10 protein-coding genes are annotated in these 14,900 nt (G+C 33.4%); 4 read left to right on the top strand and 6 right to left on the bottom strand.

Annotated features, from left to right (window positions below; all coding sequences use genetic code 11):
- The first annotated feature begins 4 nt into the window (after window positions 1-4).
- Window positions 5-1,792, top strand: a complete 1,788-nt coding sequence (locus NQQ59_RS12430; protein WP_144219781.1) for a 1-deoxy-D-xylulose-5-phosphate synthase — start codon at window positions 5-7, stop codon at window positions 1,790-1,792.
- Between the two features lie 29 nt (window positions 1,793-1,821).
- Window positions 1,822-2,823: a DUF3078 domain-containing protein gene (locus NQQ59_RS12435; protein ID WP_144215584.1), complete on the top strand. Its 1,002-nt coding sequence runs from the start codon at window positions 1,822-1,824 to the stop codon at window positions 2,821-2,823.
- Between the two features lie 76 nt (window positions 2,824-2,899).
- Here NQQ59_RS12435 and NQQ59_RS12440 read toward each other — a convergent pair whose 3' ends face one another.
- From NQQ59_RS12440 to NQQ59_RS12450, 3 genes are all read right to left on the bottom strand, one after another.
- A complete protein-coding gene (locus NQQ59_RS12440; RefSeq protein WP_144215585.1) occupies window positions 2,900-4,243 on the bottom strand; it encodes a deoxyguanosinetriphosphate triphosphohydrolase in 1,344 nt (447 codons plus the stop codon).
- A 345-nt stretch (window positions 4,244-4,588) separates the two neighbouring features.
- Window positions 4,589-5,173, bottom strand: a complete 585-nt coding sequence (locus NQQ59_RS12445; RefSeq protein WP_144215586.1) for an outer membrane beta-barrel protein — start codon at window positions 5,171-5,173, stop codon at window positions 4,589-4,591.
- A 222-nt stretch (window positions 5,174-5,395) separates the two neighbouring features.
- The gene (locus NQQ59_RS12450; protein WP_144215587.1) at window positions 5,396-5,977 is read right to left on the bottom strand and encodes an outer membrane beta-barrel protein; all 582 of its coding nucleotides are present in this window, start codon (window positions 5,975-5,977) and stop codon (window positions 5,396-5,398) included.
- A 149-nt stretch (window positions 5,978-6,126) separates the two neighbouring features.
- Between NQQ59_RS12450 and gldA the strand changes: the two genes are divergently transcribed.
- Window positions 6,127-7,023, top strand: a complete 897-nt coding sequence (gldA, locus tag NQQ59_RS12455; RefSeq protein ID WP_144215588.1) for a gliding motility-associated ABC transporter ATP-binding subunit GldA — start codon at window positions 6,127-6,129, stop codon at window positions 7,021-7,023.
- Between the two features lie 381 nt (window positions 7,024-7,404).
- Window positions 7,405-9,522 (top strand): outer membrane beta-barrel family protein, encoded by a 2,118-nt coding sequence (locus tag NQQ59_RS12460; RefSeq protein WP_144215589.1) that lies wholly within the window; start codon window positions 7,405-7,407, stop codon window positions 9,520-9,522.
- Between the two features lie 345 nt (window positions 9,523-9,867).
- Here the strand turns inward: NQQ59_RS12460 and NQQ59_RS12465 are convergent, their stop codons facing one another.
- The 3 genes from NQQ59_RS12465 to NQQ59_RS12475 form a co-directional block, all read right to left on the bottom strand.
- On the bottom strand, window positions 9,868-11,031 hold the full coding sequence (locus tag NQQ59_RS12465; RefSeq protein ID WP_144215590.1) for a PepSY-associated TM helix domain-containing protein: 1,164 nt from the start codon (window positions 11,029-11,031) through the stop codon (window positions 9,868-9,870).
- 76 nt (window positions 11,032-11,107) lie between these two features.
- Window positions 11,108-12,352 (bottom strand): DUF4374 domain-containing protein, encoded by a 1,245-nt coding sequence (locus tag NQQ59_RS12470; protein WP_144215591.1) that lies wholly within the window; start codon window positions 12,350-12,352, stop codon window positions 11,108-11,110.
- Window positions 12,353-12,385: 33 nt separating this feature from the next.
- The gene (locus NQQ59_RS12475) at window positions 12,386-14,728 is read right to left on the bottom strand and encodes a TonB-dependent receptor (RefSeq protein ID WP_257698247.1); all 2,343 of its coding nucleotides are present in this window, start codon (window positions 14,726-14,728) and stop codon (window positions 12,386-12,388) included.
- Between the last annotated feature and the right edge of the window lie 172 nt (window positions 14,729-14,900).

Here is a 14,900-nt window from a genome sequence, read left to right on the forward strand (position 1 = left end):
GATAATGAAAAGCGATTTACTTTCTAACATATACAATCCAGCCGATTTACGTCTTTTAAAAGAAGAACAGCTTGCTCAAGTTGCTCAAGAATTACGTCAGTTTATTATTGATGTCGTTTCTGTAAAAGAAGGTCATTTAGGAGCGAGTTTAGGTGTTATAGAACTTACTATTGCCTTACATTATGTTTTTAATACTCCCGAAGATTTATTGGTTTGGGATGTTGGACATCAAGCTTACGGACATAAAATCCTGACCGAGAGACGAGAAATTTTTCATACCAACAGACAAATAGACGGAATTTCTGGTTTTCCAAAAAGAGGCGAAAGCATTTACGATACTTTTGGTGTTGGACATTCTTCTACATCTATTTCTGCTGCTTTAGGAATGGCAATTGCTTCTAAAATTAAAGGAGATTTTGAAAAAGAACATATTGCAGTCATCGGAGATGCTTCTATTGCGAGCGGAATGGCTTTTGAAGGTTTAAATCATGCAGGAGTTACCGACTCTAATTTATTGGTGATTTTAAATGATAACGCAATCGGAATTGATCCGAGTGTGGGCGCATTGAAAAAATATCTTACTGCTGTAAAAGAAGGTAAAAATCCGAGAAAAAACAACATGATCAAATCATTGAATTTTGATTATTCAGGTCCGATTGACGGACATGATTTTCCAACTTTAATTGCCGAATTAAATCGTTTAAAAAAGATAAAAGGTCCTAAATTTCTTCATATTGTAACAACAAAAGGAAAAGGATTGCAACAGGCAGAAGAAAATCAGGTGAAATATCATGCTCCTGGAAAATTTGATGCATTAACAGGTGAATTGCAATTAAAATCGGAGGAAAATCTTCCACCCAAATATCAGGACGTTTTTGGTTTAACGATTTTAGATTTAGCCCGAAAAAATGAAAAAATAATCGGAATCACGCCAGCGATGCCATCTGGAAGTTCATTAAAGTTTATGATGGATGAACTGCCAGAACGTGCTTTTGATGTTGGAATTGCCGAACAGCATGCCGTAACACTTGCCGCTGGAATGGCAACGCAGGGTATGATAGTGTATTGCAATATTTACTCGACTTTTTTACAGCGTGCTTACGATCAGGTTATTCATGACGTTGCTCTACAGGATTTACCCGTAATATTTTGTTTGGACAGAGCTGGTTTGGTTGGCGAAGACGGCGCAACACATCACGGCGTTTTTGATATTGCCTATCTGCGTTCTATTCCAAATATGATGATTTATGCACCTCTTAATGAAATTGAACTCCAAAATATTCTTTACACTGCTCAATTAGGATTACCTCATCCAATTGCAATTCGATATCCGAGAGGACGTGGCGTTTTACCCAATTGGGAAGTAGAAAATTTCGGACATTATGAAAAAATACAAATTGGTCAGGCAAAATGCTTAAAAGATGGTACGAAAATTGCTGTTCTGTCGGCCGGAACAATTGGAAATAATGTTATAGAAGCTCTGAAAGAATCAACTCATTCTGAAACCATTGCACATTATAACTTTAGCTTTATTAAACCACTAGACATCAATACATTAAAAACTATATTTTCTAACTTCGAAAACATTATTACAATTGAAGACGGAGTTAAAAAAGGCGGTTTTGGAAGTGCCGTTTTAGAATTTGCAGCATCAAATAATTTCAAAAATAATATTGAAATTTTAGGTATTCCAGATGAATTTATAGAGCACGGAACTGTAGCACAACTGCAACAATTATGTAATATTGACGTTAAAAGTCTAGTAAATCTTTTTTCTAACGGTTCAAAATAAGTATTTTGCGACACCAAAACAATTACCAAATGAAATTATTACGTTCAACCCTTTTACTATTTTTACTACTAAGTAATTCGACAATCTTCGCCCAAATTATACAAACCACTTTAAGTCCGAATCAAGTGCCTAAACCGCCCTCGAACTGGGCACAAAAGAACCAATTAGGTTTTGACATTTCAGAAATTGCTTTTGTCAACTGGAGTGCCGGGGGAACAAGTTCTATTTCAGGTTTATTTAAAGGGGAATTTGGTAGAACTTATACAAAGAAAAATCATAAATGGGTTAACGAACTTATTGTAAAATACGGTTTAAACAAACAAGACGGAACTGAATTAAGAAAAACAGACGACGCTCTTCAGTTTAACTCGACTTACGGGTTTAGAAAAGATACTGCATCAAACTGGTATTATTCTTCAAAATTAAACTTCAATACACAGTTTACCAACGGTTACAATTATCCAAATAGAGAGGTCGCAATCTCTAAACCTTTCGCACCAGCGTATATCTTTCTGGGAGCTGGAGCCGAGAATGCAAATAAGAAGAAAAATAGAGTTTTTTACTTCTCACCTATTACGTTAAAAACTACTTTAGTATTAGATCAATATCTTGCAAACCAAGGTTCTTTCGGGGTTAAGAAAGCGGTTTATGCGCCAGATCCGCTAGATCCTACACAACAAATATTAATTGAAGAAGGTCAAAAGGTAAAAGCCGAATTTGGTATTCTTTTTACAGCTTATATGAAAAACGAAATCTACAAAAACGTTTTTTATGAGAACAGATTAAGCTTGTATACCGATTATCTAAATAAATTCGGAAATGTCGATATTGATTATGATACTCGTTTAGACCTTGTGGTTAATGCTTATGTAAAAGCCAATATCGGAGTTCATTTAATTTATGATGATGATATTAAAACCAAAAAAGACGTTGTCGATCCAACAACTGGAAACAAAACGCAAGTAAACGACGGACCAAGAATGCAGTTACGACAAGTTCTTGGAGTTGGTCTTGTTTACGCTTTCAAATAAGAAAACAAAATTTACAGCCATAAAAAAAGCTTCTTTATTACTTAAGAAGCTTTTTTTATATTTTCAAGTGAATGTTTTAACGCTTTTTCTGTCCTTGAATTGTTTCGTACAATTCCAATGCATTTCCGTCTGTTAGTAAAGAAACATAATGGCAGATATGCAATAAACGTTCATACAAATTACCTTTATCTAAATGATGCTTTTCTGGCAACATTTTCAAAATTAGTTTATCGTAGTTTGAAGCCGTTCCTTCGTATTTATTATTGAATGCAGTAATAAATTTATCTAATAAAGTTTGAATGATTTGGTAACCAACAATTTCTTTCTCAATAACTTCACGACTTTGGTAGATTTTTTCAACACTCAATTTGATGATGTCATTCATCTGAGCTTTATATTTGCTTTTATCTGTTAAAGCATACGGGAATTTTCCAGCCAAAATTGCTTCTTCATTTTCAATAAAAACCTCTACAGCATCATTAATTAACGAACCAATAGCAAGCGCACGTAAATAGCTAATTCGGTCTTCTTTGGTTTCTAATGTTTTGTATTTGGCAACACCAATATTATCTTTTACCAATTTGATAAGATATTCTAAAGCATAATCTTCAGACACTAAACCTAGATTTATTCCGTCTTCAAAATCGATTATTGTATAGCAAATATCATCTGCTGCTTCGACTAAATATGCCAACGGATGTCTTTCAAAACCAATATCATCTCCAGATTTAGATATCATTCCCATATCTTTTGCTACTTCTTCAAAAAATAATTTATCTGTTTGAAAGAAACCATATTTTTTGTCAGAAATATCATTTGTTGGCTTTTTAGGAAGGCTTTCTTTTGGATATTTCATAAAAGCGCCTAAAGTAGCGTACGAAATACGAAGTCCGCCTTCAATTCCTGGACGACTTGCTGTAAGAACTGAAAAACCATTAGCATTTCCTTCAAAATCAATTAAATCCTGCCATTGTTTATCGGTAAGTTGATTTCTATATTTCTGTCCGTTTCCAATCGAAAAATATTCTCCTATCGCTTTTTCACCAGAATGTCCAAAAGGCGGATTTCCGATGTCGTGTGCCAATGAAGCAGCAGCAACAATAGCCCCGAAATCATTCATATGATAACCGTGAATTTCTTTTAGATAAGGATATTTTTCAATGATTTTTTTTCCAACCAAACGCCCAAGCGAACGCCCAACAACAGAAACTTCCAAACTGTGTGTTAATCTTGTATGTACGAAATCCGTTTTAGAAAGCGGAATAACTTGTGTTTTATCTTGTAAACTTCTAAAAGCAGAGGAAAATATAATTCGGTCATAATCTACTTCAAACCCCAAACGAGTATCATCTTGTTCTACACGTAATCTTTTGCTTGTATCTCCCTGACGTCTTAAGGATAAAAGTTGTTCCCAGTTCATTTTATTATTTTAAATTTCTGATTTTAGATTTTAGATTGAGAATCTAGACCTCAAAAATACGTTTTTATTTTAGGATAATATTCAATAAAAATAGGCCAAAGATAATTTGCTTTAAAAGATAAAATGATTTGTTTGCAACGATCCTTTATTATTTTTTGAAGCAGAAAATTTCGTTTTCAAAACACGTTCTGTCCCGTTATCCGTTATATCTTTTGTGGCAAACCCTGCCACAAAAGGATATCACTCCTACCGGGGCTAAACAAGAACTTTTAGTTTTCATAAAACCTTTAGCAAACAAAAAAGCGCTCCAATTGGAACGCTTTTTATTATTTACAAAATCTAAAATTAGAAATTCTTAGAAATTCCAATATTAACTGTTTTACCAAAATTGAAGCCAAAACTTTTCACATCTGGACCATCGTTATCAAAACTTAGTGATTCATATCCTAAACCTCCAATACTGAAGTTCAGACCAAATCCTTTTTTCATATTGATAAAAAGCGCTGGAGTAATTCCTGCATAAAACCCATCTGCCTTAATTGTCGAATTACCTGTTCCATCATCTGTTGTTGTTTTCTGATTTTGAAAACCAGCTCCTAAGTCCGCAAATACTGAAAAAGTCTCATTTAATGGCATTGTATAACGCACAAATGCACCAAATTTATTAGCATTTAATTTTGCTTCTCCATTACTGTTCTCATCTTGCTGTTTTGAAGAAGACAATGTAAATTCACCTCCAACAGTCCAGTTGTCATGAAACTGGTAACCCACTCTTGGAGAAAATTCAAAAGCATCAGTTTTAAATTTGACTACACCGTAATCAACGGTTTGAGAAGTGTAACCAACATTTCCACCAACTAAAACTGTTCCCTTTTGGGCATTTGCAAAGCCAAATACTGACAATGCAAGAATAAGTAGCATTTTTTTCATAATTGATTAGTGTTTAAATTTTATAGTTATTTACCAACAACGATGCCATCAAAAAACAAAAAAGTAAGTACAAACTTATATTTACAATTAATTAATGAAGCCAAAATGCGCTCTTAACAAATACGACTTTTATTACAAATTTTGATGCAGTTAAATTTACATACGCATAAAAAAAGCACCCCGATTGGAGTGCTTTCTGAAATTGAATTTATAAAACCAAGATTAGAAGTTTTTAGAAATCCCAATATTAAATGTTTTACCGAAATTGAAGTAGAACTTACTGTAATCCTCTCCATTATCATCGTAATTTAATGTTTCATATCCTAAACCACCAATACTGAAGTTAAGACCAAAACCTTTTTTCATGTTGATAAAAAGCGCTGGAGTTACATCTACATAAGCACCATCTCCTTTATATCTTACATAGTTATTAGCATTGATATACTCTTTGTTTTTTACAGTTTGGAAACCTGCTCCCATATCTGCAAAAACAGAAAAAGTTTGACTTAATGACTTAGTGTAACGTACAAAACCTCCTGTTCTAAATTTATTGTTTTTGTATTTTTCATCTGCATTATCAACATCAGTTGAGCTTAATGAAAGTTCTCCTCCAACTGTCCAGTTTTCGTGAAATTGGTAACCTACTTTAGGAGAGAAAGTAAAAGTACTTGCTTTTGCTTCACTAAATCTGAATTCTGATTTTTCAGAAGTGTAACCAATGTTTCCACCTACTAAGATTGTTCCTTTTTGTGCGTTTGCAAAACTGCAGATAGCCAAAGCAGCCATCACTAAAATTTTTTTCATGATTTGGGTTTATTTTTAATTTTAGCATTCCTTTAACAATAACAATGCCGTGAATCCAAGGGTTGTTAATTTTTTTTAGAAATACTTTAGAAGGCAAAATGTAGTAATCGAAACTATTTCTCGTTACTTTTGTAACAAATAAAAAGTCCATGTCGATAGAAGTAAACAGCATATCAAAAAGTTACGGAGAGCAAAAAGCTTTAAATGAAATTTCTTTTAAAATTGAGAAAGGAGAAATTGTAGGATTTCTTGGTCCGAACGGAGCCGGTAAATCTACCTTAATGAAAATTTTGACTACTTATTTACTTGCCGATAGTGGCTCAGCCCTTGTAAATGGCCACGATGTCATGACAAAGACTAAAGAAGTACAACGTTCGATTGGGTATTTACCAGAGCATAATCCGTTATATTTGGATTTGTATGTTCGTGAGTATTTGGCTTTTAATGCCGACGTTTATAACGTGCCAAAAACACGAATTGAAGAAGTAATTCAACTGACAGGACTGACACCCGAAAGCCATAAAAAGATTAGTCAGCTTTCTAAAGGATACCGCCAACGTGTTGGATTGGCAAATGCTTTACTTCATGATCCAGAAGTTTTAATTTTGGATGAACCAACTACAGGTCTGGATCCGAATCAGTTAATGGAAATTCGTAATGTGATTAAAAATGCAGGAAAAAATAAAACTGTTTTTTTATCTACACACATCATGCAGGAAGTCGAAGCTATCTGTGATCGTGTCATAATTATTGACAAAGGAGAGATTGTTGCAGACAACAAATTAGACCATTTGGTTAGCGCCGATAAAGAGCAAGTTATTGAAGTTGAGTTTGATTATAAAATAGAAGAACAACTTTTAGCGAAGTTGGAAAATATTTCTTCATACATTAATACACATGACATGACATGGGAACTGACTTTCATCACTGATAAAGACATGCGCCCAGCAATCTTTGATTTTGCAAATGAAAATGGTCTTAAAACTTTACAATTGAATCAGAAAAATAAAAACCTAGAGGCTGTTTTTAGAGAAATTACTAAATAAGTATTCGGTTTTTAGTTACTGTTTTCAGTTAGAAAAGCGGTTTGTTTTAAATAAAACAAACCGCTTTTTTGTTTTTTCTTTCTCCTTCTTTCCACTACAAATCAGCAAATTAAGGTTTTTTCCATAAAAATATTTTCTATTTTTATTTAGACTTGTTATAAATAGTGTTATATTTGGCAAATCAAATTTTAAATGCCACGGTATGTTACTTACACTCCAAACCTTAAAAAAAACCATTTCTGTTGTTTTAAATCAAGCAATAAATCTTCAAAAAAGGTTTTCAGATAAATTAGAACAAATTGTTCTGCAATAAATTCTAATTCGAAAAATGACCCGATTACATTCTAAACAAAATTTAGAATTTGCCAAATTACAAACAACATGAAAAATATTATAACATCCATTATGCTTGCTTTTTCGGTATATGGATTTTCACAAGAAAAAGAAAAAACAGACAGCATTGTCGAAACCGCTATAAACGCACTGGATGAAATTGTGATTACAAAAAAGAAAGTTTTATATACGCAAAAATCAGATCGTCTTGTTTTTAATGTAGAAAACAGTATTGTGTCTGAAGGTGGTACCGCACTAGATGTTCTATCGCGCGCGCCAGGCGTTGTTGTATCTCAGGATGGTGATTTATCGATTCGTGGACAACAAGGTGTTGCGGTAATGATAAATGGAAAACTAACGCAACTTTCTCAAAAAGAATTAGCTAATTATCTAAAAGCAACTACTTCTTCAAATATTAAACAAATAGAGGTTATTACCAATCCTTCTGCTAAATATGATGCAGCTGGAAAAGCCGGAATTATTAATATCATTTTAAAGAAACCAAATGCATCAGGTCTAAAAGGAACTGCTTTTACGAGCTATGGTAGAGGCCGAAAAAACAGAACCAACTCTGGTTTCAATTTAAATTACAATAAAGATAAATGGGGTGTTTTTGGAAATTACAGCTATACATTCCGTGGTGAAGAAGAGCATAAAGAATTCAACCAGATTCAGTTTACAGATCTTACACGTCAGGAAATTGCGAGCAAGAATCACCAAACTTCGATTACGGACGAACCTTTAACTTCTAATAATTTCAAAATTGGAACGCAGTACGAAGTTTCGCCAAAAACGAATTTGGAAGTTTATGTTGATGCTAAAATCGGACGTTATCAAAATATGGCCGATGGAACCAATACAGTATTTAACACTGCTAATCAGCCTATTTTTGATGCTTTGACTTATAACGACAGTAAAGAAAAGTGGTTTGATTATACGTATGCTTTTTCTGGAGTTCATAAATTTAATACCGAAGGTAAAAACATGACTTTCGATTTTGAATATGAAACTTCTAAATTCAGATCTAATCAGTTTCAAAGTGCTAACAATAGAATTAGTTCAACAATTGTAAATGATCGTCGCGGTTACATTCCGTCTCAGTTAAAAGTTTTTACAGGAAAGGTTGATTTTGTAAATCCTTTAAAAGAGAAACAATCTATAGAATGGGGTTTTAAAGGAAGCATTAAAAATAATGACAACCCTTCTGTTTACGAATATTATGATAACAATCAATGGTTAATCGATCTTAATTCGACGAATCATTTTGAATACAATGAACAGATTTATGCCGCTTATGTGAATTATAAATATCAGCTGGAAAAGCTAAACATTCAGGCTGGTTTAAGAACGGAATATACTGCGATTAACATTGATCAGAAAACGCTAAACGAAGAGCATAAAGATGATTATATGAAATGGTTTCCGAGTCTTTCTTTGAAGTACGAGTTTACAAACAACCATTCTGCCCACGCTTCATACAGTAAAAGAATCAACAGACCGAGTCAGTTCGATTTGAATCCGTTTCGTTTTTATGATGATTCCTTCAATTATTCGCAAGGAAATCCAAACTTGATTCCAGAGATTACTCACGCGATGGAAATTGGTTATGCCTGGAAAAGTAATTTTATGGCTTCTGTTTATTTTAACAGTACCAAAGATATTTTCACGGAAGTGTACAATTACAATCCCGACACGAATACAACGGTTACCACTCAAATAAATGTTGACAACTCATACAATTATGGAATCAACATTACGAATACAGCAGAATTTTACAAATGGTGGTCTGTGAATACTTTATTCAATGTTTTTGAAAACAAATTCATGGGAAATACATTAAACAGTAACACCATCGATCCAATAATGACTTTGAATGTAAGTGTTCAGAATTCATTTACGATAAGCGAAACATGGAAAGCGGAAGGAAATGCTCAATATCAATCAAAATCAAATCTTGGAGTTTATCAGAGAGATGGTTTCTTTGATTTCAGCATTGGAATTTCGAAACAAGTTTTAGCTAAAAAAGGAAACATCAAACTGAATTTTACCGATGTTTTCAATACCAATAATTTTTACATTAAGTCTGTAGTTGCGCAAACGAGTATTGACAAAAGATATGATCTGGACAATCGTATTGCGACAATTGCATTTACATACCGTATCTAAAAGTTCGTTCTTTAAATACCTTGTTTTTTGTTTTTTTTTGTGTTAGTTAAGAGCCTGTTCCTTCAAACAGGCTCTTCTTTTTTTGTTTGTTTTTTTAGCCACGAATTCACGAATTTTTCTAATTACAGAACCCCTTAAATTACTCTCTCTTTAAATTTCACATATACAAATTGTTATTTAACTATGGGACGCAATTAAACACATAATCATAAACATTTGAAATCCTTAAAAATTAAATCTTAATCTGTTTTAATATAAATATAACCTTTCGATTAAAACCATAAAAAAAGTCTTTTCAAAGCTTATCTCACTTTAAAAAGACTCTTCAAAAACAATTGTAATTCCTTAGTTTTTCTTTGTTTTTTTCTTTCTTCCCCACCAGATATAAAAACCTGTAATTGGTAAACTGGCACAGATTAAACTCGCTGTAAAATAGAGAATTTTCGTTGTTATACCACCAATTGCACCTACGTGAAGACTGTAATTGGAACGACTCATCCAATCGTGGAATTTTTCGTCGCCTATATATTTTCTTGAATTTGGAAGCAATTCTAAAGTTTTCTGATCAAAATATAAATCTCTCCAATTTCCGTTATGCATGTCGGTACAGGCGTAAAAATTATCTTTTGGTTCGTCTGGAAAATGAATGATGACAGCTTCGGTATTATGCTTTGCAATTTCGTTTCTAACTTTATTAAAGATAATATCCGCAGAAGTCAGCATATCATATTTAGGTTTTGAAAGCGTGTCTGGTTTTATTTCCGATACCACTTCTTTTTTGTTCTTTTCGTTAGAAAAACCTCCTGTAATCCAATAGGTACTTTCGCGCACCCAATGAAAACTCATAATTAAACCTGTCAACGCAATCAAAAAGGCTAAAAGCAGGGAGTAAAACCCTAAAACGTTATGAAGATCATAATTCAGTCTTTTAAATTTGGCATTCCATTTAATTTTAAAACTACTGTTGACGGTTGTTTTATTCCATTTTTTTGGAAACCATAAAATGATACCGCTTATTAATAAAAAGAAAAAGATTAAAGTTGCCCAAGATGTTACCGTTGTTCCTATTTCTCTTCCCAGCCAGATATAACGATGTCCTTCATCAATTTCATGGAAAAAATCTTCGTGATCAACCATTCCGGTAATTTTTCCATTATAAGGATTTACATAAATCAAAGAATCGGATTCTATATCCACTTTTATGGTTTTATCTAAACCGTTATACCATACTCCGTGAATTTCTTTTGTTGGCAGTTCTTTTTTAACTGCCGCATATATTTTAGAAGGTGGTAAAACTTTATCTGCACTTTGGGCTTCAACTTTAAGCCACGGAGATGTCATTTCTTTTATTTCGTGTTCAAAAACCAAAATGCAGCCTGTAATTCCCATTATAAAAACTACAATTCCAGAAGCCAATCCGAGCCATAAATGCAGCCAGGCATTGATCTTACTGAATCTGGATTTTCCTTTATTTGGAGGTTTGTTTAAACGTTTTTTTAAAATATTCATGCCATTTAATTTGTAAAAGCAAAATGGCCTGAGGATTACGTTAATAATACCTCAAGCCATTTTTTAATGTAAAAAATTAGTATGTAAGTTTACCAATTGCAGGTAAATAAAGACCTTCTTTGATAAGCGCTCCCGCTTTTGCTACACCTGTTGCAACATCGATTTGGTAAACACGTGCCTCATCACCTGTAACAAAACTTTTGTATGCTTTTCCATTTTCAAAAAATAAACTTCCAATTCCAAAAAACTCATCTCCACCGTGATCAGGCAAACCAGTCACAGCAAGAATAGTCTGATTTGCTAAATCTAAAATAGCAGACTTGAAAATTGTTTTTGTATTTAAGAAACTGTAAACTGCATTTGCAGCATCAACATCATTAGGAATATAAGAGATAAAAACTTTTTCTCCTCCTACTGGATAAGCTGCAAGAACTTTTCCTTTTAAAGTACTTTCTTCTAAATTGAAGAAGTAACCTGGATCAAACTTAGCATCTCCTTTTTTGATACGTAAAACTCCTGATTTAGCAGATGTAACAGGATATCCTCCCGCACGTGCATTCGAAGAAAATGTATAAATATCTCCAGATTCTGTTTGAACAATTCCAGTATTGGTATAATACATTCCAATTGAAGTTGTTCTAGTATCTTTAATTGTGGTAACATATTCTAAAGAAGGATATTTGTACACTCTTATTGTAGCATCGGACGATAATACTTTATTTGTTCCGTCTGTTACATCTTTAGTATAAACTGGAACAAAAAGTTTATCTCCTGATGTAGAAGCTCCAGTTGGCCAGTATAAAATCTTTTTATTCTCTGGGTTTACAGAGAAATCATTAAACTTACGTCCTTCTACAGAAACAGTTGCAGGATTGTAAATCATAAGTTCATAATCTGATGAACTTCCGTCCCAAGTTGCACCAATATTGATTAGTTTTTTATCATCTGTATAACCAGCGGCGTAAGAAGATTCGAAAGCTAGTTTACCATTTTGTACTAATTTCCCTGAGCTGTTAAGTTTAAAAGAAGCAGCCCCTTCATCATCTGTGCTCAAAGCAAAAAATGTATTTTCAATAGGAAAACAAGTTCCGTTTTGTTCGATTCCAACTCCTTTAGCACTGATTTCACCGGTCATTAACTGATCTGTAGAATTGAAATCAAGAATATACTGCGTATAATCGTCAAGCCAATAAGAAGCTACATATTTAGTACCGTTTACAGTTGGTTCTGTTTGTTCTGGTGAATCATCACTACTACACGAAAAAATAGAAAGTGACAGACAAGTCAAAGCAAAGCATTTTGCAAATTTGTTTACAAACATGATTTAAAGTATTAAGGGTTATTATTATTTTAATTATTGAAGAAAATATCTAAACTTAACTGAGAAGGAACGACCCGGTTTTTGAACCTTGAAATAGTCATAAACCTTTACATCGGTAATGTTTCTGCATTCGAAAGCCAGATTATATGTTCCGTTTAAGAAAGAATAAGCAATCATTGCATTTTGTGTAAACTGTTCCGGAATTGCCTTTTTGGTTTCTAAGCTTCCTAAAACTGGCCATGTCAGATAAAAATCGTCTATGTAGTTTGCACTTGCGTTTAGAGAAAGTCGGTCTCCTTTTGATTTGACATTTTTAAAGTTGAAAGTCAGATCGGCATTTCCAAAAAAGATCGGAACGTTTGGTAATTGCGCATTATACAAAGCATCCGGACTTGTTGTGCCAGTCTTAAATTTGTTCTTATTAAGACTTTTTTGGTAAGTACCATTTACTTCGAAAGTAAGAAGGTCTTTATATCCATATCTTAGCACTCCATCAATACCTGTTATTTGTACATTTTGAAGATTCTCAAAAACGGTTTTATCTCCGTCTTGTCTTTCTCTGATAAAATCTTTTGCCTGTCTATAGATCAAACTAGTTTCGGCACTAAAATGATTTTTGGTTTGTTGAGTCAGAAATGCCAATCCGAAATTTGCATTATCGCTGCTTTCTGGTTTCATTCCGATATTGCTGTTGATTGTTAATCCGTCACCCAGCATTTCCGTCGCTGATGGTAAACGGTAAGCATGTTCATAAGAAGCTTTTATCTGAAATTTGTCTGATAAATGATAAGCAGAACTCGCTCCATAACCATAATTGGTTGACGACGCAGATTGATTAATCGAATTCGAAACCATTTTGGTAGACAATTCATAGAGCTTCCCAAAAGCAGAAATTGCAAGTCGGTTATCTAAGCCACTAAAATTGTAACCAAAACCTAAAATACTTTTGTCAATGGTTGGCTCACCAAGATCAATAACTTTTGCAAATTCTTCGGTTGCCTTTCTTTTGTATGCCAGATAGGTATAATTTAAAGCTATAGAATGCTGATCATTCAGCTGATATTTTAAATTGGAAGTTAGTTGCGCATTTGTTTCATCGTATACATAAATCGTTTTATTGCCCAATTCTCCTTTGTCTCCTGCATTTGCAAACTGTCTGTAAACATAATTTCCTGTCCAATCGTAAACTCTCGAAGAAGTATCAATCGAACGGTTGTTTACCAGAGCGTAGGTAGAATTAACATTCAAAGACAAACCTTTGGTAAAAAGATTGTCTTTTTTGTATTTCAAGGAACTGATAAAACTTTCGCTATCCGTAAAAGCTTGTCCAACCACTTTCTGCATGGTTCTTCCTTGTTGGATTTCTTTCTTATTTCCTGCCATTGCAAAACCAACAAGTAAATAATCTGCGAAACTTTTATTCTTAAATCCAGCTTCGGCCATTATTGTTCCTGATTTATAAGCATCGTGAAAATGTCTATACTTCTGTTCAGGCAAAAACTTTGATGTATTTTTATCAACTATGCTTACATCAACTTTATAATCGTTATCGGAGTAATTCGCAAATGCATTAATGTTGGCGATAAAACCATCTCTTCCAGAAAATCTCGTATTAACAGCAGCTCTGTGCGTATTAAACGAACCATAACTGTACGAAGCATCAATGTAACGGTTTACATTTTTGTTGGTTACAATGTTTACTGCTCCACCCAATGCGTCGGCACCTAATTCTATTGGCACGACACCTTTGTAGACATCAATTCTTTCCGCCATATTCACGGGAATATTATTCAGCGTAAGCGCAGAACCGTAACTGTCCATAGGAACTCCGTCAAGGAAAAACTTAACCTGATTCCCCGAAAATCCATTCAAAGAAAAATTAAACGCAGAGCCCAATCCTCCATATTCACGAATACGAACTCCAGTTGTTTTATTCAATACCTGATTTAAATCTGCAGATGTATTGTATGTTTTTTTAAGATCTACTGCAGTGATATTATAGGCCTGTTCGCGAACACGTTGTACTTTAGATTTCCCAGTGACAGCCACTTCGTTTAAAGTCGCCATATCTTCCTCAATAGTAATATTCTCAATAGTTTTACTGCCTTGTTTTAAAACAATCGCTTTCTCTGTTGTTTTAAAACCCGTATAAGCAACCACCAATGTATAGTTTCCAGGTGCTGCGTTAAGTTTATATTCTCCCTTACTATTGGTTAGCGTTGCGTAAGGTGTTCCCTTCAGCGCAACCGAAACCCCTTCTTCTGGTTTTCCTGCATTTAAAATAACTCCGTTTAAGCTTGTATTGTTTTTTTGTGAATACCCTTGAAATGAAGTCAGCAGAATTGTAATCAAGAGCAATAATCTAGGTAGTTGCATTAGAATTTTTTGATTTTGAAAATTAAATTGCCACAAAATTAAAGGGTTCACAACGTTTTCCCAAATCTATTTTTAATTATTCTAAATAAGAATAATATTTAACTTTTAGAAGAAGAAATCAATAAAAAATATCTCGTTTCTTAATAAAGAATTAAGATTAAATTAATATTAC

The organism is Flavobacterium panacis (assembly GCF_024649945.1).
Classification (GTDB): domain Bacteria; phylum Bacteroidota; class Bacteroidia; order Flavobacteriales; family Flavobacteriaceae; genus Flavobacterium; species Flavobacterium panacis.